The sequence below is a fragment of the Caulobacter sp. GW821-FHT10A06 genome (genome assembly GCF_059415805.1).
The window spans coordinates 78,268-97,491 of record NZ_JBWKNY010000009.1 but is presented as its reverse complement, the minus strand read 5'-3'; the positions used below and the strand labels follow the sequence as shown (position 1 = coordinate 97,491).

The 19,224-nt window shown below is 70.5% G+C and carries 21 protein-coding genes and 1 pseudogene; 20 read left to right on the top strand and 2 right to left on the bottom strand.

All coding sequences use genetic code 11. The annotated features are described in order from the left end of the window. Window positions 1-48: 48 nt before the first annotated feature. The 6 genes from AC07NF_RS24730 to AC07NF_RS24705 are packed head-to-tail and all read left to right on the top strand — an operon-like array spanning window position 49 to window position 2,096. Complete coding sequence (locus tag AC07NF_RS24730; RefSeq protein ID WP_494633341.1) at window positions 49-318, top strand: head-tail connector protein; 270 nt, start codon at window positions 49-51, stop codon at window positions 316-318. Further along, on the top strand, window positions 315-707 hold the full coding sequence (locus tag AC07NF_RS24725; protein WP_494633340.1) for a DUF3168 domain-containing protein: 393 nt from the start codon (window positions 315-317) through the stop codon (window positions 705-707). The genes AC07NF_RS24730 and AC07NF_RS24725 overlap by 4 nt, the downstream gene beginning before the upstream one ends. Window positions 708-722: 15 nt before the next feature. Then, complete coding sequence (locus AC07NF_RS24720; protein WP_494633339.1) at window positions 723-1,139, top strand: phage major tail protein, TP901-1 family; 417 nt, start codon at window positions 723-725, stop codon at window positions 1,137-1,139. Beyond that, on the top strand, window positions 1,139-1,423 hold the full coding sequence (locus AC07NF_RS24715; RefSeq protein ID WP_494633338.1) for a GTA-gp10 family protein: 285 nt from the start codon (window positions 1,139-1,141) through the stop codon (window positions 1,421-1,423). Before AC07NF_RS24720 ends, AC07NF_RS24715 begins: the two co-directional genes overlap by 1 nt. After that, the gene (locus tag AC07NF_RS24710; protein WP_494633337.1) at window positions 1,420-1,596 is read left to right on the top strand and encodes a phage tail assembly chaperone; all 177 of its coding nucleotides are present in this window, start codon (window positions 1,420-1,422) and stop codon (window positions 1,594-1,596) included. The genes AC07NF_RS24715 and AC07NF_RS24710 overlap by 4 nt, the downstream gene beginning before the upstream one ends. Beyond that, a complete protein-coding gene (locus AC07NF_RS24705; protein ID WP_494633336.1) occupies window positions 1,593-2,096 on the top strand; it encodes a phage tail tape measure protein in 504 nt (167 codons plus the stop codon). The genes AC07NF_RS24710 and AC07NF_RS24705 overlap by 4 nt, the downstream gene beginning before the upstream one ends. Here the strand turns inward: AC07NF_RS24705 and AC07NF_RS24700 are convergent. Next, entirely contained in the window at window positions 2,093-2,557 is a 465-nt protein-coding gene (locus AC07NF_RS24700; protein ID WP_494633335.1) for a DUF805 domain-containing protein, read from the bottom strand. The two genes, AC07NF_RS24705 and AC07NF_RS24700, sit on opposite strands and share 4 nt — an antisense overlap. Before the next feature lie 154 nt (window positions 2,558-2,711). On the opposite strand from AC07NF_RS24700, the gene AC07NF_RS24695 reads away from it, so the two are divergent. The 12 genes from AC07NF_RS24695 to AC07NF_RS24640 all read left to right on the top strand — a co-directional run bounded on the left by AC07NF_RS24695 (window position 2,712) and on the right by AC07NF_RS24640 (window position 16,593). Then, window positions 2,712-3,311: a phage distal tail protein, Rcc01695 family gene (locus AC07NF_RS24695; RefSeq protein WP_494633334.1), complete on the top strand. Its 600-nt coding sequence runs from the start codon at window positions 2,712-2,714 to the stop codon at window positions 3,309-3,311. Next, on the top strand, window positions 3,311-3,937 hold the full coding sequence (locus tag AC07NF_RS24690) for a phage/gene transfer agent baseplate hub protein (protein ID WP_494633333.1): 627 nt from the start codon (window positions 3,311-3,313) through the stop codon (window positions 3,935-3,937). Before AC07NF_RS24695 ends, AC07NF_RS24690 begins: the two co-directional genes overlap by 1 nt. 212 nt (window positions 3,938-4,149) lie before the next feature. Beyond that, a complete protein-coding gene (locus AC07NF_RS24685; protein ID WP_494633332.1) occupies window positions 4,150-4,503 on the top strand; it encodes an NlpC/P60 family protein in 354 nt (117 codons plus the stop codon). A 10-nt stretch (window positions 4,504-4,513) separates the two neighbouring features. Next, on the top strand, window positions 4,514-8,188 hold the full coding sequence (locus AC07NF_RS24680; protein ID WP_494633331.1) for a baseplate multidomain protein megatron: 3,675 nt from the start codon (window positions 4,514-4,516) through the stop codon (window positions 8,186-8,188). 104 nt (window positions 8,189-8,292) lie between these two features. After that, complete coding sequence (locus tag AC07NF_RS24675) at window positions 8,293-9,228, top strand: DnaJ C-terminal domain-containing protein (RefSeq protein WP_494633330.1); 936 nt, start codon at window positions 8,293-8,295, stop codon at window positions 9,226-9,228. 70 nt (window positions 9,229-9,298) lie between these two features. Beyond that, on the top strand, window positions 9,299-11,872 hold the full coding sequence (locus AC07NF_RS24670) for a porin family protein (RefSeq protein WP_494633329.1): 2,574 nt from the start codon (window positions 9,299-9,301) through the stop codon (window positions 11,870-11,872). Window positions 11,873-11,933: 61 nt separating this feature from the next. Then, on the top strand, window positions 11,934-12,176 hold the full coding sequence (locus tag AC07NF_RS24665; RefSeq protein WP_492815083.1) for an AbrB/MazE/SpoVT family DNA-binding domain-containing protein: 243 nt from the start codon (window positions 11,934-11,936) through the stop codon (window positions 12,174-12,176). Further along, window positions 12,173-12,508, top strand: a complete 336-nt coding sequence (gene mazF / locus AC07NF_RS24660; RefSeq protein WP_492815085.1) for an endoribonuclease MazF — start codon at window positions 12,173-12,175, stop codon at window positions 12,506-12,508. Before AC07NF_RS24665 ends, mazF begins: the two co-directional genes overlap by 4 nt. A gap of 137 nt (window positions 12,509-12,645) precedes the next feature. Further along, window positions 12,646-12,972: a PepSY domain-containing protein gene (locus tag AC07NF_RS24655; RefSeq protein WP_492815087.1), complete on the top strand. Its 327-nt coding sequence runs from the start codon at window positions 12,646-12,648 to the stop codon at window positions 12,970-12,972. A gap of 14 nt (window positions 12,973-12,986) precedes the next feature. Then, the gene (locus AC07NF_RS24650) at window positions 12,987-13,664 is read left to right on the top strand and encodes a response regulator transcription factor (RefSeq protein ID WP_454714518.1); all 678 of its coding nucleotides are present in this window, start codon (window positions 12,987-12,989) and stop codon (window positions 13,662-13,664) included. A 4-nt stretch (window positions 13,665-13,668) separates the two neighbouring features. After that, window positions 13,669-15,060, top strand: coding sequence for an ATP-binding protein (locus tag AC07NF_RS24645; protein ID WP_494633328.1), 1,392 nt, complete (start codon window positions 13,669-13,671; stop codon window positions 15,058-15,060). 162 nt (window positions 15,061-15,222) lie between these two features. Further along, complete coding sequence (locus AC07NF_RS24640; protein ID WP_494633327.1) at window positions 15,223-16,593, top strand: hypothetical protein; 1,371 nt, start codon at window positions 15,223-15,225, stop codon at window positions 16,591-16,593. Between the two features lie 176 nt (window positions 16,594-16,769). On the opposite strand, the gene AC07NF_RS24635 is transcribed toward AC07NF_RS24640, so the two are convergent. Then, entirely contained in the window at window positions 16,770-17,462 is a 693-nt protein-coding gene (locus tag AC07NF_RS24635) for an alpha/beta fold hydrolase (RefSeq protein ID WP_494633326.1), read from the bottom strand. Between the two features lie 87 nt (window positions 17,463-17,549). Between AC07NF_RS24635 and ccmI the strand changes: the two genes are divergently transcribed. Beyond that, a complete protein-coding gene (gene ccmI, locus AC07NF_RS24630) occupies window positions 17,550-18,653 on the top strand; it encodes a c-type cytochrome biogenesis protein CcmI (RefSeq protein ID WP_494633325.1) in 1,104 nt (367 codons plus the stop codon). Further along, window positions 18,650-19,135 (top strand): annotated as a pseudogene (ccmE, locus tag AC07NF_RS24625) (cytochrome c maturation protein CcmE); the annotation flags it as partial. The gene ccmI and the pseudogene ccmE, both read left to right, overlap by 4 nt. Window positions 19,136-19,224: the final 89 nt, after the last annotated feature.

The window sequence follows — 19,224 nt, the reverse complement described above, 5'->3', positions numbered from 1 at the left end:
CAGCGTCCCGCCGCATCGCGGCGGGACGCGCCTTCCAGGACAATCCAGATGCCCCAATCCCTCACCCTGGCCGAGGCCCGGGCGTTCCTGCGCGTGCCTGACGCCTCGGAGGACGCCGTCCTCACGATCCTGATCGACGCCGCCGAGGCCCGCATCGCGGCGGCGGCCGGCGTCACCCTGAGTCCGACCAGCCCCGCGCCGCTGCGGCTCTCCGTCCTCACCCTCGTCGCCCACGCCTACGAGCATCGCGATGCCGGGGAGCCCTCCCTGGCCCTCGTCGAGCCGTGGCTGACGCCCTATCGAAAGGCCCGGCTGTGAGCGACAAGCCCCTGATCGACGCCCTGGTCGCGACCTTGAAAGCCGCGCCCGCCGTCACCGCCATAGCGGCTCAGCGGATCCACGGCGCCGCCCCGCGTCTGCCGACCTATCCCTGTGTCGTCGTCACCCGGACGGAGAGCCGTCCCGTGGGCGAGAACGACGCCGTCGAGCACCTGCTGACCGTCACCTGCGCCAGTCGCTTCGGCGGACCCGAGGAGGCCCGCGCCCTGGTCGCGGCTGTCCGTTTGGCGCTGCACGACGCCAAGCCGGCGCTCACCGGCCGGCGGCTCGTCAACCTGCGGGTTCCTTATGCCGACGTCTTCGCCGGGGCCGACCGCGAGACCACCCTGGGCGTCGTCCGCGTGCGCGCCGTCACCGAAAATCCCTAGACCGAGGAGCTCGCCATGGCCGCCCAAGCCGGCAAGGACATGCTGCTGAAGATCAGCGACGGGGCCGCGACCCCGACCTTCCACACCGTCGCGGGCCTGCGCGCCCGGACCATCAGCCTGAACGCCAAGACCATCGACGCCACCGACAGCGACAGCACCGGCCGCTGGCGCGAGCTGCTGGCCGGGGCGGGGGTCAAGTCGGTGGCCGTATCGGGCTCGGGCATCTTCCGCGACGCCGCGTCGGACGCCCAGGTGCGGACCAGCTTTTTCGACCAGTCGCCCCGCGTGTGGCGGCTGGTGATCCCCGACTTCGGCCAGATGGAGGGCGCGTTCCTGGTCGCCGCCCTGGACTATGCCGGCGAGCACGACGGCGAGGCGGCGTTCGCGCTCAGCCTGGCCAGCGCCGGCGTCGTGACGTTCACGGCGATCTGATGCTGACGCCCAATCCCGCGCGCGGCGAGGTGGTGGTCACCATCGCTGGCGCGCCGCGGCGCCTGTGCCTGACCCTGGGCGCCCTGGCGCGGATCGAGGCGGCGTTGGGGCTCAGCGACTGGTCGCAGCTGCCGGACCGCATTGCCACCCTGTCGGCCGGGGATCTCACGTCCGTGCTCGCCGCCCTGCTGGACGGCGGGGGCGAGGCTTCGGAGATCGCCGACCGCGCCACCGTCCCGGAAGCCGCCAGCGCCTTGGCCGCCGCCCTGGCGGCCTGCGCGTGAGCTGGGCCGCGCCGCTGCGGCTGGCCGTGTCCCTGGGCATCGCGCCCGAGGCCTTCTGGCGCCTGTCGCTGAAGGAGTGGCGGGCGCTGATCGAAACGCCGCCGGCGCCGGTGCTGACCCGCACCGACCTTACCGCCCTGATCGCCCGCTATCCCGACGAGGAGATCCGATGAGCTTCGAAGACGACGGTCTATCCACGATCCCAGCCAAGGCCGCTCAAGCCGCCGCCGCGCTGGAAACCCTGAAGGCTCCCGCCGAACGCGCCGCGCGCTCGATCGATGAAGCCTTCACCCGCGCCGGCGCCTCCCTGGCGCGGTCGTTGGCGAGAGCGGCTGCCGATGGCCAAGTGTCGCTCTCCGAGCTGGCTCGCGCCGTGCTGGGTGCGGCGAGCACCGCGCTGAAAGGCGGCCTGACCGAGGCGCTATCGAAGAGCTTTTCAGGAGCGAGGGCCGACGGCGGCCCGGTGCTGCCCGGCGGCGCCTACCTGGTCGGCGAGCGGGGACCGGAGGTGTTTCGCCCGACCTCGGCCGGCAACATCGAGCCGGCGGGCGGGGGAGGGGTCTCGGTGACCGTCAATGTCCAGGGCGGCGAGGTCAGCGGCCTGGTCCGCTCCGACGCCCAGCTGGCCCAGGCTCTGGCCCGGGCCGTCAGTCTGGGGGCCCGGCGCCTCTAGAGCGCCACCGCCGCCGTGTTGGGCGGCACGGGGCCGTACTTGTTCTCGCCGGTCACGCCGGTGCTGCAGCCGACCCACAGGGTGAAGGCCAGCCAGATGGCGAAGGCGATGAAGAACGACATGAACAGGCCGCCGATGCTGGCCAGCAGGGCCGCCGTCGGCTCGCCGTCGTGGAAGGCGGTCATCAGGGCCGAGATCCCGACCGAGGCGATGGCGCCGAACACCAGCACCGGACCCAGCACCCACGGCAGCACCTGCCACCAGCCGGTCTGACCCATGTCGTGCAGGCGCTTGGTGTGGATGCAGATGCTGGAATAGATCACCAGCAGCATCAGCACGTGGCCGATGAACGGCAGCGCGCCGAGCACGATGCTGGCCCCCAGAAGGCAGAGCCATCCGATCCAGAACGCCTGGCGGCCGATGCGGCCTTCCGGCGACAGGAACAGGGTCTTCCAATCCATTTCGATCTCCAATCTCAGGCTCAATAGTTAGAGCCCGACGACCCGCCGATGAAGTGAAAAGCGGGTCATGACGCAGTCTTAATGGCAATCGCGCCGAACGGCTCCGCTTGCGCGCGATTTTTCTGCAAACCTTTTCCGAGAATGAGGGATCGCGATGAGCGAGTTCCATGAGGCGCGCCTGCCCGCGCGCCTGGCGTTCGGCTGCACGGGCGGGATCGAGCGGCGCGTCGACATCGTCACCCTGGCGTCCGGCTTCGAGCGACGGACCAGTCCGTGGACGTCCGGCCGTCGCCGTTACCTGATCGCCACCGCCGCCCGGCCGCTGGACGAGGTCGCCGAGCTCTTGGCCTTCTTCGAGGCGCGGGGCGGGCGGCTGGCGGGGTTCCGGTTTCGGGATCCGACGGACTTCAAGTCCTGCGCGCCTTCGGTCCAGCCGGCGGCGGGCGATCAGGCGATCGGGACCGGCGACGGGACGCGCAAGGTGTTCCAGCTGGTCAAGGCGGGGCGGACCATCGCCAAGCCCGCAGCCGGGACCGTGAAGGTCGCCGTGGCCGGCGTCGCCGCGCCGTTCAGCGTGGATACGACCACGGGCCTGGTGACCTTGGCGACCGCCCCGGCCGCCGGCGCGAGCGTGACGGCGGGGTTCGAGTTCGACACGCCGGTGCGCTTCGACCTGGATCGGCTGGATGTGACGCTGGAGGGCTTCGCCGCCGCGCGGGTCACCGCCTGCGCCCTGGTCGAGGTGCGGGTCTGATGCGCGCGCTTCCGGAAGGGATGGACGTCGGCCGGCTGTGCCAGACCTGGATCGTCATGCGCACCGATGGGGTGAGGCTGGGCTTCACCGACCATGACCGCGACCTAGTGGTCGACGGCGTGGTGTGCCGCGCCAGCGGCGGCTGGAGCCCCGGCGCGACCGAGACCGCCGCCGGCTATGCGCCGGGGCAGGCCGCGGCGCTGGGGGTGTTGGACGCCGACGGGATCACCGAGGCGGACCTGGCGGCCGGGCTCTATGACGGCGCGCGGGTGGCGGCGCTGCGGGTCGATTGGAGCGCGCCGAGCCGGCTGGTGCGGCTGTGGACGGCGACGATCGCGGCGGTGTCGCGGGAGGGCGAGGCGTTTACCGCGACCTTGGCCGGGCCGCTGGCGGATCTGGAGCGGGTGGCCGGGCGGACGTTCACACGGCTGTGCGACGCAAGGCTGGGGGATGCTCGGTGCGGGGTTTCTCCGCCGGCGGGCGCTGTGTGTGACAAGCGCTGGGCGACCTGTGTCGGGACGTTTGCGAATGGGGTGAACTTCCGGGGGTTTCCGACGGCGCCGGGCGAGGACTTCCTGACGCTGTATCCGGTTGAGGGTGAGCGGAATGATGGGGGACGGCGGTGAGTCAGCACTGGCCCCCACCTGACCTGCTGACGCAGGTCTGTCCGCCCCCAAGCGGGGCGGAGGAAGACACCACCCGCTCCGCGCCGGGGCGAGGCTCTCTCCTCCCCCTGTTGGGGGAGGGGGACCGGCGGAACGCCGGTGGAGGGGCCAGCGCCGTCTTGGCGGAAACCCGCCTCTGGCTCGGCACTCCGTACCGCCACCAGGCCTCGGCCATGCACGCCGGCTGCGACTGCCTGGGCCTCGTCCGCGGCGTCTACCGCGCTCTCCACGGCGCCGAGCCCGAGCCCCCGCCGCCCTACCGCCCCGACTGGGCCGAGACCGGCGGCCGCGAACTCCTCCTCGAAGCTTTTTCCCGCTGGCTCACCCCCACCGACACGCCAATCCCCGGCGACGTCCTCGTCTTCCGCATGGCCCCCGGCGCGGTCGCCAAGCACTGCGCGATCCAGTCCGGTCCCGACCGCATGATCCACGCCTATTGGGGCCGGGCCTGCGTCGAGAGCGTGCTGGGCCGCTGGTGGCGCGAGCGCCTCGTGGCCGCCTTCAGATTTCCCCCTCTCGCCCCTTGAAGGAGCCCGCATGGCCCAGATGATCCTCACCAGCGTCGGCGCGGCCGTCGGCGGCGTGTTCGGGGCGGCGGCGGGCGCCGTGGTCGGCGGGTTGATCGACCATGCCGTCGCCAGCGGCGGGACCCGGGTCGGCCCGCGCATCCCCGAGCTGCGCCTGACCGGCGCGGCCGAAGGCGCGGCGCTGCCTTGCGTGTTCGGGCGGGCCCGGGTCGGCGGCCAGGTGATCTGGGCCGCGCGCTTCCGCGAGAAGCGGGTCGAGGCCCGTGTCGGCGGCTCCAAGGGCCAGAAGACGGCCAGCTACGCCTACAGCCTGTCGTTCGCCGTGGCGGTCGCCGAAGGTCCAATCGATGGCGTCGGCCGCGTCTGGGCCGACGGCAAGGTCATGGACATGACCGGCGTCGTCATGCGCGTGCATCGCGGGACCGAGGGCCAGGGCCCCGACCCGCTGATCGCCGCCCTCGAGAGCGCGGCGCCGGCCTATCGCGGCGTGGCCTATGTGGTGTTCGAGGATCTGCCGCTGGAGCCCTACGGCAATCGCCCGCCGCAGCTGTCGTTCGAGGTCTACCGCCGGCCGCGCGCGCCCGGGACCCTGGGCCTGGAGGAGCGCCTGAAGGGCGTCTGCCTGATCCCCGGCGCGGGCGAGTTCGTCTACGCGACCGAAGCCGTCCTGCGCCGCGAGGGCCTGACCCGTACGGCCTCCGAGAGCGTGCACAATGCCGAGGGCCGGCCTGACCTGGTGGTGGCGCTGGACCAGCTTCAGGCCCAGCTGCCGAACGTCGACCACGTGACCCTGGTGGTGTCGTGGTTCGGAACTGACCTGCGCTGCGGCCAGTGCCAGATCAAGCCGGGCGTCGAGGGCGCCGCCAAGGACACCCTGCCGCTGACCTGGAGCGTGGCCGGCGTCAGCCGCTCGGGCGCGCACAAGATCTCGCTGAAGGACGGCTCGCCGGCCTATGGCGGCACGCCCGCCGACGCGGTGGTCCTGCAGGCCATCGCCGAGCTGAAGCGGCGTGGCCTGAAGGTCACCCTCTATCCCTTCATCCTGATGGACACGCCGACCTATCCCTGGCGCGGTCGGATCACCTGTGACGCCGGCACGGACGGAACCGCCTCGGCCGCGACCCAGGTGAACGCCTTCTTCGACGGCGAGTGGGGCCTGCGCCGCATGGTGCTGCATCAGGCGTCGCTCGCGGCGCAGGCGGGCGGCGTGGACGGCTTCGTTATCGGCTCCGAGCTGCGCGGCGTGACGGCCATCCGCGGCGCGGGCGGGACCTATCCGGCGACCGCCAAGCTGAAGACCCTGGCCGCCGAGGTGCGCGCGGTGGTCGGTCCGACGACCAAGTTGGGGTATGCGGCCGACTGGTCCGAGTACTTCGGCCACCAGCCGGGCGGCGGCCATGCGGTCTTCCAACTCGACCCGCTGTGGGCCGATCCGAACATCGATTTTGTCGGCATCGACTGGTATCCGCCGGTCACCGACTGGCGCGAAGGCGAGAGCCACCTGGACGCCGTCGCCGGTTTCGACGGACCGCACGATCCGGCCTATCTGCGCGCCGGCCTGACCGGCGGCGAGAGCTTCGACTGGTATTATCCCAGCCAGGCGACCCGCGATGCGCAGACCCGCACCGCGATCACCGACGGCGCCCATGGCGAGCCGTGGATCTGGCGGGCCAAGGACCTGGTCTCGTGGTGGAGCAAGCCGCATCACGACCGCCCCGGCGGCGTGCGCTCGGCGACGCCCACGGCCTGGGTCCCCAAGTCCAAGCCCATCCGCCTGACCGAGTTCGGCTGCCCCGCCGTCGACAAGGGCGCCAATTCGCCCAACCTCTTCATCGACCCCAAGAGCTCGGAGAGCTTCCTGCCGCCGTACTCCACGGGCGAGCGCGACGACTTCGGCCAGCGGCGTTACCTGGAGGCCGTGCTGGCCTGGCTGGACGAGCCGGCGGCCAATCCCGTCTCGCCGATCTATGGCGGGCCGATGATCGAGGCCGCCAGCGCCTGGTGCTGGGACGCGCGGCCGTTCCCCGATTTCCCGGCCCGCTCGGACGTCTGGAGCGACGGCGGCAACTGGGTGCTGGGCCACTGGCTGACGGGGCGGGCCGGCATCGCGCCGCTGCCCGAGTTGATCCAGGCCCTGGGCGCGCGGGCCGGCGTGGCGATCGATCCCGGCGAGGCGGGCGGAGCCGTGGGCGGCTATGTCGTCGACCGGCCGATGCGGCTGCGCGACGCCCTGGCGCCCCTGACCGAGGCCTTCGCCCTGGATCCCGTCGAGCGCGGCGACCACGTGAAGATGCTGGCCCGCGCTGGCCGGGCGGTTGGGGCGCTGGACGAGGATGATTTCGCGTTGCCGGACGACGGCCCCGCCGAGACGGAAAGTCGCGCGCTCGAGCCCGCCGCCGAAGCCCTGCGCCTGCGTTTCATCGACGCCGCCCGCGACTATCAGGTTGGGGCGCTGATGGTGCGCCGCGAGGCGGGGCAGGGGACCCGCGACGCCGACGCGCCGATCGTGCTGGCGAGCGCCGAAGCCGAGGCCGTCGCCTGCCGCATGCTGGCCGCCGACGAGGCCGCTCGTCGGGCGCGGATCGTGCGGCTGTCGCCCTCGGCCGCCTTGCGGTTGGAGGCCGGCGACCGGCTGGCCCTGGACGGTGCAACTTGGCGGGTGCAGCGCCTGGATCTCGACGAGCGGCCGCGCGCGACCCTGGTCCCGGTGCTGACGGGGATCGGCGTGGTCGGCGGCGTCGACTGGATCCTGGCCCCGCCGCGCGATCCGGCCGCCCCGCCGGTGCTGCACGTGCTGGACCTGCCCTCGGACGGCGCGCTGTCCGACGACGCCCGGCCCCTGGTCGCCGCCGCCTGCGAGCCCTGGCGGCCGCTGGACGTCCATGCCGGCGCGGGCCTCGAGACCCTTAAGGTCCGCGCCCGCCTCGCGCAGCCCGCCACCTTGGGCGAGACGCTGAGCGACCTGTTTCCGGCCTCGCCGCATCGGCTGGGTCGCGGCAGCCTGACCGTCCGCCTGGAGGGCAAGACCCTGGCCTCCGCGCCCCTGGGCACCGTGTTGGCCGGTGACAACGCCCTGGCGGTCCGCGCGCCGTCCGGCGACTGGGAGGTCATCGCCTTCCAGGGCGCCGAATTGGTCGCGGCCGACACGTGGAAGCTCTCCGGCCTGTTGCGCGGTCAACGCGATGGCGTCGCGACAGAGGTCCTGATCCCGGCCGGCGCACGGGTGGTGCTGCTGGACGAAGCCGTGGTCCCGATGGACGTCGCCGCTTTCGAGCGCGGGACGCCGCTGCTGGTCCGCGCCGCCCCGGCTGGCGGACCACCAGCAGGCTCGGCGATGACGGAAGTCAACGCGACCTGGACCGGCCGCGCTCTGCGCCCGCTCGCGCCGGCGCACCTGAAGACCCGCCTGGTCGCCGGCGACCTCCAGCTTACCTGGATCCGCCGCGCCCGCGTCGGCGGCGACGTCTGGGAAGGCGAGGTCCCGCTGGGCGAGGGCTCGGAGCGCTATCGCATCCGTGTGCTGGATGGCGCGACGGTGCTGCGCGAGGCCGAGGTTTCGACGCCGGCCTTCACCTACACCGCCGCCATGCGAATGGCCGATGCGCCCTCCGGCGCCGCCCGGATCGAGGTCTGCCAAGGCGGCGCGCTATACGGCTGGGGCGCCCCTGCGACGACAGGTCTGTGATCTAGAAGTCACAGGTGGGCTTGCGCGCGCCTCTGGACGTTCTAGATGGAGGGCGTTACCCACACTTCCCCAGTTTTCTGGGCCCACTTCTTAAAGGACCTTCCTTGGCCCGCGACCCGTATCAGGAACTCGGCGTTTCCCGCACCGCGACGGCGGACGAGATCCGCAAGGCGTTCCGCAAGCTGGCCAAGGCGCATCACCCGGACGCCAATCCGGGAGACAAGAAGGCCGAGGAGAAGTTCAAGCAGGTCAGCGCCGCCTTCGACATCGTCGGCGACGCCGAGAAGCGCAAGAAGTTCGACCTGGGCCAGATCGACGCCGATGGGCGCGAGACCATGCGCGGCGGCTTCGGCGGCCAGCCCGGCAACGGCCCGTTCAACGCCGGCGGCTTCGGCCAGGGCGGGTTCCATCGCGACCAGGGCCCGGAGATCGATCTGTCGGATCTCTTCGGCGGCATGTTCAACCAGGGCGGCGGACGTGGCCCGTTCGGCGGCGGCCAGGCCGGCGGCGGCTTCTCGACCAAGGGCGCCGACATCAAGGCTCGCCTGGACATCGACCTGGAAGAGGCCATCAAGGGCGGCAAGAAGCGCGTCGCCTTCTCGGACGGCCGCACGATCGACGTCAGCATCCCGGCCGGCGCCCAGGAAGGCCAGACCCTGCGCCTGAAGGGCCAAGGCTCGCCCGGCCGTGGTGGCCAGGGCGACGCCCTGATCGAGCTGGCCATCAAGCCGCACCCGATCTATCGCCGCGAAGGCGACGCGCTGGTCATGGACCTGCCGATCTCGATCCCCGACGCGGTGCTGGGCGGCAAGGTCGAGGCCCCGACCCCCGACGGCAATGTCATGCTGAACGTGCCGAAAGGCAGCAACAGCGGCCAGACCCTGCGTCTGAAGGGCCGCGGCATGCCCGACGCCAAGGGCAAGCGCGGCGACCTGCTGGCCCGGCTGATGGTCACCCTGCCCGAGACCGTCGACGAAGACCTGGAAAAATTCGCCCAGGCCTGGCGCGACCAGAAGCCCTACACGCCCAAGCGGAAGTAGTCTTGCCTCAAAGCCCCACCCGTCTTAGGGGAATTATGGGCTTTCAGATAACGGCGTCGGGTCGGCTTTCATGGTTCTGGTCAGCGTACTGGCGCTCTTGCAGGTCGCTGCGCCGATGCAGGAGACACCGGTTTCCCCCTTGCCGCCGGAGAGCGAGCAGACGGGGCTGCTCGACAGCCTGGTGATCAAGGCCACGCGCGGCAAGGCCAATGGCCCGGCCCAGCCCGAACTGACCCTGGACGCTTCGGAGATCCAGGCCACCGGGGCCGGCACCGTGCAGGACCTGGTCAGCTTGCTGGCCGCCGAGATCAGCACCGGCGATCCCGACAGCCCGCCGCCGATCTACCTCGCCAACGGCCGGCGGATTTCCGGCTTTTCCGAGATCAGCGGCCTGCCCAGCCAGGCGATCGAGCGCATGGACGTGCTGCCGCCGGCTTCCGCGATCGCCTACGGCTACCGGCCCAACCAGAAGGTCGTGAACTTCGTCCTGAAGAAGCGTTTCCGCTCGGCCGCCGTCGAGCTGGAAGAGGTCGCCACGACCGCCGCCGGCCGCACGGTCGAGCGGTTCGACGGCGACGTCTTCCGCCTGGCCGGCGACGAGCGCACCACGGTCGGCCTGGATTGGCGTCAGGAGTCGACGCTGTTCGAGACCGAGCGCGACATCTACCGCGTCCCCTCGGCGACCTCGCCCTATGGCCTGGTTGGCAACGTGGCGGCCACGAGCTTCGGGCGCGAGATCGACCCGGCGCTGTCGGCCCTGGCCGGCGACGTGGTCACCGTGGCGCGCGCCCCGAGCGCGGCCTGGGACGGGCCGGTGGGTCTGTCGGCCTTCTCGGCCAACAATCCCGAGCTCTCCGGGATCATCGCCAACCGCAGCCTGCTGCCGTCGTTGGGGCAGGGCAATTTCAAGGCCGCCATCACCCGCGACCTGGCCCGCAAGGTCAGCGTCACGGTCAGCGTCGACCTGGAAGACGTCCAGCGCACCAGCTTCCTGGGGCTGCCCGCGACTTCGGTGCGGTTGCCGGCCGGCAGTCCGTTCTCGCCGTTCGCGGGCGACGTCACGGTCTATCGTTATCTCGACGCGCCGTGGTCGCAGCTGCGGGTTCAGGATAATTTCCGAGGCCAGCTGGGCCTGGCCGCCAACGGCTATGTCGGCGACTGGCGCTGGTCGCTGACGGGGAACTACGACCACAACGACAGCGAGACGGCGAGCGGTCGCGGCGTCGACAGCGCGCCCTGGAAGGCGGCGATCGCGGCGCGGGATCCGGCGGTCAATCCGTTCGGCCCGATCGCCCGCGCCCTGCTGAAGGTCAACGCCCGCGACATCGCCAAGTCCAGGTCCCGCGCCGCCAAGGCCGAACTGGTCCTGAACGGCGACGTCGCCGAGATCCCCGCCGGCCGCGTGTCCTCGACCCTCAAGGTCGGCGGCGAGCGGGTCGAGCAGACCTCGGACGCCCTGCGCAACGGCGCGCCGATGCGCAGCAACTACGACCGCCGGACGATGTCGGTGCAGGGCGACATCGACGTGCCCCTGGCCAGCCGCTCGCACGAGGTGCTGCCCGTGCTGGGCGAGCTGACCGCCAGCGTCAACGCCGGCTACAATGTCGAGACCTTCAAGGACCGCCTGGCGATGGGCGCGGGCCTGAACTGGTCGCCGGACAAGCTGGTCAGCGTCAATCTCAGCCTCAGCGAGGAGCAGTCGGCCCCGGCCGCCAACCAGATCGTCGATCCGGTGCTGCAGACCGCCAATGTCACGGTGTTCGACTTCAGCACCGGGACCAGCGTGACGGTCAATCGCACGGAAGGCGGCAATCGCGGCCTGGAGAACGACCGCCGCCGCACCCTGAGGGCCGGGGTCAATCTGCGGCCGGTCGGACGCGACGGCGGCGACACCCGGGTGACGGTCAACGCCAACTATGTCCGCACCCACATCGAGGACCCGATCTCGAACTTCCCGGTGATCACCCCGGCGCTGGAGGCGGCCTTCCCCGAGCGGTTCACGCGTAACGCCGACGGCGTGCTGACGGCCATCGACAGCCGGCCGCTGAACTTCGACGCCATCGACCGCGAGGAACTGCGCGGCGGCCTGAACCTGACCCGCTTCTTCGGCCGCCCCAAGAAGGACGCGCCCAAGGGGACCAAGCCGGACCCCAAGAAGGTCGGCCAAGTGCAGGTGTCGGTGAACTACACCTTCCGCCTGCGCGACGAGACGACCTTGCGCCACGGCCTGGAGCCGCTGGACCTCTTGAACGGCGCCAGCACCAGCCGTCGAGGCCAGCCGAAGGAAGAGCTGAACTTCCGCGTCAACGCCTTCCGCCAGGGCGTGGGCCTCAACCTCAACGGCGCCTGGCGCGGCGGCAGCGTCATCGACGCCGGGCCGACCACCGGCGCCCTACGCTTCGACGACCAGACCACGGTCAATCTGTCGGCCTTCTACGAGGTCCCCCGCGACGTGAAGGCCGGCCCGGCCTCCAGCTGGCTGGCAGGGACCCGCGTCACCCTGGCGGCCGACAACCTGTTCTACAGCCGCCCCGTGGTGCGTGACGCCAGGGGCGCGACGCCGCAGGCCTACCAGCCCGATTATCTCGATCCTCTGGGCCGAACGGTGAAGCTGACGTTCAGGAAGAGCCTGATCGCTTTGTAGCGTGTCGACATTTGTTGACACATAGGCAACTCGAACCGATCTTCGTGGCAGGAGGTCGGCCATGCATGTCGTCGTGAAGAAGTGGGGTAACAGCGCTTCGGTGCGCATTCCGGCTCGGGTGATGGCCGCCGCGGATATCAGCATCGATCAAGCGGTTGATGTTCGAGAGGAAAACGGTCGGATCATCATCGAACCGATCCGGGCTCCAGAGTACGACCTTGATGCGATGTTGGCCGAGATGGAGCCCGAGACCTTCCACGAAGATGTGGATTTCGGTGCTCCCGTTGGCAAGGAAGTCTGGTGAGCGCGCGTTATGTCCCCGATGCGGGGGATATCGTCTGGCTGGAGTTCGATCCGCAGGCAGGACACGAACAAGCGGGCCATCGTCCGGCGCTCGTTCTGTCGCCGGCCGCATACAACGGCAAACGTGGGATGATGCTGTGCTGTCCGATGACCAGCCGGATCAAAGGTTACCCGTTCGAAGTCGTCGTGCCGGGACCCTCGCCCAGCGCCGTGCTTTCCGACCAGATCAAGAGCGTGGACTGGGTCGCCCGGCGGGCTCAGCGGAAGGACGTCGCCCCGCCTGGCGTGCTTGCAGAAACCCGCGCCAAGCTGAAAACGTTGCTGGGCGTCTGATCGCCTTGTGACCGCTATCGACGGAACTGGGCCGGTCGGTTCGTTCCAAGCGTGTCCGCCCGTGACAGAACGCCACAGCCCGTTCATAACCCCTGCGTTCAGTCTCCATTCAGCCGAGGTCCGTTAGACCGGAGAGCATGAAAACGATCCGTGTCCTTCTCGCCGCCGTCGCGCTGGTCGCCGCCCTTCCGGGCGCGGCCTCGGCGCAGCGTCACGACCGTGGTCCCGACTCGCTGGGCGCCGACTGGCGCGCGCAATCGGACCAGGCGCGTGGGGGCGTGCAGTCGGGTCGTCTGGTGCCGCTGGGCCGCGTGATCCAGATGATCGCCTCGCGCGTTCCTGGCCGTGTGCTGGACGCTGGGCTTGAAGGCCGCAACTACCGGGTCCGCTGGGCCGCCGCCGACGGCCGCCGCATCGACTTCATCGTCGACGCCGAGACCGGCCAGATCATCAGCGGGGGCTGAGGAGCTCTACATCCATGCGTATCCTGCTCGTCGAGGACGATCCCGATCTGTCGCGTCAGCTGAAGCTGACGCTGGGTGACGCCGGCTATGCCGTCGACCACGCCCCGGACGGCGAGGAAGCCCAGTATCTGGGCGAGAACGAGCCCTATGATGCGGTGATCCTGGACCTGGGCCTGCCCAAGGTGGACGGCGTGTCGGTGCTGGAGCGCTGGCGTCGGGGCAATGTCGCCACGCCCGTGCTGATCCTGACCGCGCGCGGCGCCTGGAGCGACAAGGTCGCCGGCTTCGACGCCGGGGCCGACGACTATCTGGCCAAGCCGTTCCATACCGAAGAACTGCTGGCCCGCTTGCGCGCCCTGCTGCGCCGCTCGGCCGGCCACGCCGCGCCATCGTTGTCGTGCGGCGCCCTACGCCTGGATCCGCGCGCCGCGCGGGCCAGCGTCAATGGCGAGCCGCTGCGCCTGACCTCGCTGGAATACCGCCTGCTGCACTACATGATGATGCACCAGGGGCGGGTCATCGGTCGCACCGAGCTGGTCGAGCACCTGTACGACCAGGACTTCGACCGGGATTCGAACACCATCGAGGTGTTTATCGGCCGCCTGCGCAAGAAGCTGGGCGCTGATCGCATCGAGACCGTGCGCGGCCTGGGCTATCGCCTGACGCCGCTCGAGGGCGAGGCAACCGCCTAGCCCGATGCTGGATCTGCGCCGCCGATCGCTGGTCCGACGGCTGGTGCTGATCGCCGGCGGCTGGACGCTGCTGGTCGTGCTGGTGGCGGGGATCTTCCTGACCGCCCAGTTCCGCGACGCGGCGATCCGCCGGTTCGACCAGTCGCTGGCCGTGCTGACCGACGACCTCTATGCCGGCTCGACCGTCGACAGCGGCCAGCTGCGCGCGCCGTTCCTGACCGACATCCGCGCCACGCGGGCCTATTCCGGTCGCTACTGGGTGATCCTGGACAAGAAGGCGGACGGGTCGATGTCGCCGGTCGTGCGCTCGCGCTCGCTGTTCGACAGCGACCTGATGCTGGCCTCCAACCAGATCGACCAGCTGGAAGCCCATCCGGGCCAGACCCAGTATTTCGACATGCGCGGACCGCAGGACAAGCCGCTGCGGGCGGCGGCCGTGCAGGCTCGCCTGCCGGGCTATGCCGATCCCGTGGTGTTCCTGGCCGCCGAGGACCGCTCGCCGATCGACGCCGACGCCGACCGCTTCGCCGGTACGACCGCGATTGCCCTGCTGATCCTGGGCGGCGGCCTGATCCTGGCGGTGGTGGTGCAGGTGCGGTTCGGCCTGCAGCCCTTGTTTCGCCTGCGCCGCGAGGTGGCCTCGGTCCGGCGCGGCAAGGCCGAGCGGCTGGCCGACGACTATCCCGAAGAGCTGGAGCCGCTGTCGCGCGAACTGAACGCCCTGCTGGCCCACAACCAGGAGGTCGTCGAGCGCCAGCGCACCCACGTCGGCAACCTGGCCCACGCCCTGAAGACGCCGCTGTCGGTGATGCTGACCGAGGCCTCCCAGCAGCCGGGCCAGCTGGCCGAGGTGGTCGAGCGCCAGGCCCAGACCATGCGCGAGCAGGTCGATCACCACCTGCGCCGCGCCCGCGCCGCCGCCCGCTCGCAGACCAGCGGCGAGCGCACGCCGGTCGAGCCGATCCTGGACGAGCTGGCCGTCACCCTGGAGCGGATCTTCCAGGACAAGTCGGACGGGCAGGGGATCGAGATCGACTGGCGCTGCCCCGAGGACCTGGCCTTCCAGGGCGAGAAGCAGGACTTCCTCGAAGTGGTTGGCAACGTGATGGAAAACGCCGGCAAGTGGAGCAAGGGCAAGATCCGCGTCGACGCCGTCGCGACCGGCGAGACCCGCATGACCGTCACGGTCGACGACGACGGCCCAGGCCTGCCGCCCGAGGAACGCGCCCTGGCGCTCAAGCGCGGCCAGCGGCTGGACGAGAACGCGCCGGGCACGGGTCTGGGCCTGTCGATCGTCGACGAACTGGCCCGCGCCTACGGCGGATCGGTCAAGCTTGGTGAATCACCCCTGGGCGGTTTGCGCGTCACGCTGGATTTGCCGCGCGCCGAGACGTAACCAGGGGTTGCGGCGAAAGGTCGCCACCAACCCCTGTGGGCAAGTTTGCTACCGGTCACCTAAACTTCTGGTAGGCCAAGACTTTTTCGCCCGCGACATCTCGGCTCAAGGCCTTGGATTTTTGACCAGTTTCGGAAATCCTTAACCTCGTTTCGAACATGGTTGACGTCTGTCGGCCGTGTGAGTCCGACACGGGGGACCATGGGCACTATCGCCGCGCATAAATTGCAGATCATCCGGACGCTGGTGGAAACCGCTCCGGACGCGGCGCTGCGCAGCCTGGAGCTGGCGCTGTCCAGCGCCGGCGCGACCGGATCCCTGGCCGCCGTGCGCGGCCTGGTCGAGGACGAGACCGCCAACCGCTTCGTCCGCAACAACATCCTGGCCCCCATCGTGCCGCTGTGTCAGCCGCGCGGCGAGGGCTGCGTCTCGTTCCCGTCGCCCGTGCTGGGCCGCGTGTGGAAGGCGCTGAAGGTCATCGTGCCGGCGCGGGTCGAGGAAGCCTCGGCCAAGTGCAATCCGTGGGACCTGGAGCAGGGCACCCCGGAAGTCTTCGACGAACTGTGCAAGACGGCCGCCGCCGGCCTGCGCGATCCCGAGAACGCCGCCTTCGACAGCGTGCGGTCGTTGTGCGACCCCGAGCATCTGGCCCTGTGCCTGCAGCTGTCGGCCATCGCCCGCTCGTGCCTGCCTAAGCTGGCCGAATGGGTCAGCCGCATGTCGGACGAGCGCGCCTTCGCCGCCAAGCTGGCCTATCGCGACGCCTGCCGCATCAGCGAAGACGCCGGCCCGCTGCTGCTGGACATGCTGTCGGCCCACCTGCCGGACGACTGGCGGATCCTGCGGGTGATCTCGGCGGTCATGGACCGGCCTACAGATCGCTACCTGGCCTCGTCCGAGGCCAAGGCGTTCGGCGAGCGCGTGCTGGCCGATATCGACGCCTCGATCGCCCGCATCGAGAACTTCAACTTCGCCGACGGCGAGAAGGTCGGCCGCGAGGCCGCCCAGGGCGCCCACCGCGCCCAGCTGCAGATCGTCGAATTCCAGCAGTCGATCGAAGTCGCCAAGGACGGCCCGTGGGGCAAGCGCCTGGCGCGCCACAAGCAGCAGATGGCCAAGGTCTGCGAGCAGCGCATGGACCAGGCCGACAAGCAGCTGGAAGCGGCCCTGCCGACCCGTCCGCTGACCATGATGGCCAAGAAGGGCAGCAAGGGCGCGGCCAAGCTGACCGAGGAGCCGGACGAGGCGATGATCCGTCGCGCCCAGTCCGCTCTCGCCTTCATCGCCGAACTGCGCTCGTGCGCCGACAAGGCCGGCTACGGCAGCTCGCGCAACAAGATCCTGGAAAAGCTGAACAGCCGCCTGGACCCCTATATCGAAGACGTCCTGCACGTGGCCCGCACGGGCGACGGCGGCGACTCCGGCCTGGCCGTGAAGTACCTGGACGTCGCGGCGGGCTTCATCGCCTACACGCGCGACGACAAGACCGCCGAGATCGTGCGGCGGCGGGCGGCGGCGGCGATCGCGGCTTAACGGCCCCCAATCCCATCTCAATAATCCTGCCTTCCTAGGCCTTGTGCCTAGGACCCATCGTTCCGCTGGCTTAGTGGGGCGAGGATATGCGCCCACGCTGACGGCGGTTTGCTGTCGACATCGCACCAAGCCGCGCCATGGGTCCTAGGCACAAGGCCTAGGAAGGCAGTTTAAGGTTACTGTTCGAGCCATTGGACCAGGGCGGCGTTCACCACCTCGGGCCGTTCGAGCGTGATCACGTGCCCGCACTCCGGCGCGACCACCAGTTTCGCGCCCGGGATCGCGGCGGCCATCTCTTCCGACAGCGCTTGCGGCGTCAGCGGATCGGCGTCGCCCACGACGATCACCGTCGGGACCTTGATCTCGCTGAGCAGCGGCCGGCTGTCGGCGCGGGCGATCACCGCCTCGGTCTGCCGCGCGAAACCCTCCAACCCCACCGCGCGGCCCATGCGGATGCTGATCGCGTTGAGCTCCGGATCGCCCTTGCGGCTGGGGTGGGTGAGGGCGTCGGCGCCTAGGGCCAAGAAGCGCTCGAAGCCGACGGCGCGGGCCTGGTCCAGCATCTTGCGGCGGGCGGCTGTCTGTTCAGGTGTGTCGGGGCGGGCGGAGGTGCAGACCAGGGCCAGCTTCTCGACCCGTTCCGGCGCTTGGCGCATGATCTCCAGCGCCAGGTAGCCGCCCATCGACACGCCGACGAGGGCGAAGCGCGGCGGGGCGGCGGCCAGGATCAAGGCGGCCATTTCCGGCAGGGTGTCGCCTTCCAGCGTATTGGCGATCTGCACCGGGCCGTGCGGCCACAGGGCGGGCAGTTGCGGGGCGAAGATCTCTTCCGAGCACAGCAGCCCCGGAACCAGCACGATCGGCGTCATCGTCACTCCCTGCGCAGCATGCGACATCTCCGTCCTTAAGCGCTTTTTCCGCTAACGGCGAAGGCCGGAACACGCTACCACGCGGCCATGATCGCTTTCTGGATCGCCGCGACGGGGCTGTCGGCCGTGACGGCCGGGCTGGTGCTGCGCGGAGCCGCGCGCGCCCGGCCGATCGACGACGCCCAGACGCGGCTCGAGCCGCATCGCCGCCGCCTGGCCGAGGTCGAGCGCCTGGCCATGGACGGACTGCTGGCGGAAGGCGAACTGAAGGCCGCCCGCGCCGAGGCCGCTCGCGGCCTGCTGGCCGCCGCCGACCAGACCCAGGTGTGGGAGCGCGACGGCGTCGGCCCGCGCAAGGCCGTGGTGGTCGCCGTCGGCGCGGCCTGCGTCGCCGCCGTCGGCCTGTATGTCACCCTGGGCCGTCCCGAACTGTCCGACCAGCCTTATGCCAAGCGCGTCGCCGCCTGGAAGGCCGCCGATCCGGCCACCCTGGCGCCCGAGCAGATCGCCGCCGTGCTGGAAGGCGTCGTCGCCGAGCGTCCCAAGGACCCCGAGCCGCTGGTGTTCCTGGCCAAGGCCCGCGCCGCCGCCGGCGACCTGACCGGCGCCGAGGCCGCCCTGCGCAAGGCCGTCCACGTTGCTCCCAAGCGCGCTGATATCTGGAGCCTGCTGGGCGAGACCTTCATGATGGAGGCGAAAGGCCAGGTCACCGCCGACGCCAAGCTGGCCTTCGGCGAGGCGCTGAAAGTCGATCCCGCCGACGTGCGCGCCCGCTATTATCTGGGTCGCGGCAAGATCGCCGATGGCGACGTCCAGGGCGGTCTGGCCGACTGGCGCGCCTTGGTGGCCGGCCTGCAACCGAACGATCCAGGCCGCGCCGCGCTGGCCCAGGAGATCGCCCAGGTCGAAGCCAAGGGCGGCCTGCCCAGCGCCGAGCCCGCCGCCGAAGCCAATCCGCAAGTCCAGGGCATGATCGCCGGCATGGTCGAGGGCCTGGCCGCGCGCCTGGCCCAGTCGCCCGACGACGCCGATGGTTGGGTGCGCCTGGTCCGCGCCTATGCCGTGCTGGGCGAGACCGCCAAGCGCGACGCCGCGCTGGCCTCGGCCTCGGCCCGCTTCAAGGACCAGCCCAAGGTGCTGTCGGCCCTGCGCCAGGCCGCCGACACGCCAGCCCAAGCTAAGACCCAATGAGTTTCTGGCCGAAATCCCGCAAAGCGCGCCGGCGCCTGACCATCCTGCTGGCCATCGCGCCTGTGCTGGCCCTGGCCGTGGGCCTGGCGCTGTATGGTCTGCGCGACAGCATCTCGCTGTTCTACACCCCCGCCCAGGCCAAGGCCGCCAATGTCGCGCCGGGCCGCAAGGTGCAGCTGGGCGGCCTGGTGCAGCACGGCAGCGTGGTCAAGCACCCCGGCGGCGACGTCGAGTTCGTGGTCGCCGACCAGCAGGCCACGGCCAAGGTCAGCTACCACGGCGACCTGCCGGACCTGTTCCGCGAAGGGCAGGGGATCGTCGCCGAAGGGACCTTCGACGCGAACGGTGTCTTCGTCGCCAAGCAGGTGCTGGCCAAGCACGACGAGCGCTACATGCCGCGCGAAGTGGCCAAGGCGCTGAAGAAGCAAGGCGAGTGGCGCGGTGAGGGGGCGGGCGCTCCGTCGTATGACAGACCCTCCCCCCAAGGGGGAGGTGGTCGCGAAGCGACCGGTGGGGGAAGTTCTGCTGACCCGGCCACGCCCCCCTCCGACCTTCGGTCGCCTCCCCCACA

Excerpts from the sequence above, each read along its gene's own strand:
- AC07NF_RS24730 (WP_494633341.1), top strand. The coding sequence starts at position 49 with ATGCCCCAATCCCTCACCCTGGCCGAGGCCCGGGCGTTCCTGCGCGTG.
- AC07NF_RS24720 (WP_494633339.1), top strand. The coding sequence starts at position 723 with ATGGCCGCCCAAGCCGGCAAGGACATGCTGCTGAAGATCAGCGACGGG.
- AC07NF_RS24715 (WP_494633338.1), top strand. The coding sequence starts at position 1,139 with ATGCTGACGCCCAATCCCGCGCGCGGCGAGGTGGTGGTCACCATCGCT.
- AC07NF_RS24705 (WP_494633336.1), top strand. The coding sequence starts at position 1,593 with ATGAGCTTCGAAGACGACGGTCTATCCACGATCCCAGCCAAGGCCGCT.
- AC07NF_RS24700 (WP_494633335.1), bottom strand. The coding sequence starts at position 2,557 with ATGGATTGGAAGACCCTGTTCCTGTCGCCGGAAGGCCGCATCGGCCGC.
- AC07NF_RS24695 (WP_494633334.1), top strand. The coding sequence starts at position 2,712 with ATGAGCGAGTTCCATGAGGCGCGCCTGCCCGCGCGCCTGGCGTTCGGC.
- AC07NF_RS24690 (WP_494633333.1), top strand. The coding sequence starts at position 3,311 with ATGCGCGCGCTTCCGGAAGGGATGGACGTCGGCCGGCTGTGCCAGACC.
- AC07NF_RS24685 (WP_494633332.1), top strand. The coding sequence starts at position 4,150 with ATGCACGCCGGCTGCGACTGCCTGGGCCTCGTCCGCGGCGTCTACCGC.
- AC07NF_RS24680 (WP_494633331.1), top strand. The coding sequence starts at position 4,514 with ATGGCCCAGATGATCCTCACCAGCGTCGGCGCGGCCGTCGGCGGCGTG.
- AC07NF_RS24670 (WP_494633329.1), top strand. The coding sequence starts at position 9,299 with ATGGTTCTGGTCAGCGTACTGGCGCTCTTGCAGGTCGCTGCGCCGATG.
- AC07NF_RS24665 (WP_492815083.1), top strand. The coding sequence starts at position 11,934 with ATGCATGTCGTCGTGAAGAAGTGGGGTAACAGCGCTTCGGTGCGCATT.
- AC07NF_RS24655 (WP_492815087.1), top strand. The coding sequence starts at position 12,646 with ATGAAAACGATCCGTGTCCTTCTCGCCGCCGTCGCGCTGGTCGCCGCC.
- AC07NF_RS24650 (WP_454714518.1), top strand. The coding sequence starts at position 12,987 with ATGCGTATCCTGCTCGTCGAGGACGATCCCGATCTGTCGCGTCAGCTG.
- AC07NF_RS24645 (WP_494633328.1), top strand. The coding sequence starts at position 13,669 with ATGCTGGATCTGCGCCGCCGATCGCTGGTCCGACGGCTGGTGCTGATC.
- AC07NF_RS24635 (WP_494633326.1), bottom strand. The coding sequence starts at position 17,462 with ATGACGCCGATCGTGCTGGTTCCGGGGCTGCTGTGCTCGGAAGAGATC.
- ccmI (WP_494633325.1), top strand. The coding sequence starts at position 17,550 with ATGATCGCTTTCTGGATCGCCGCGACGGGGCTGTCGGCCGTGACGGCC.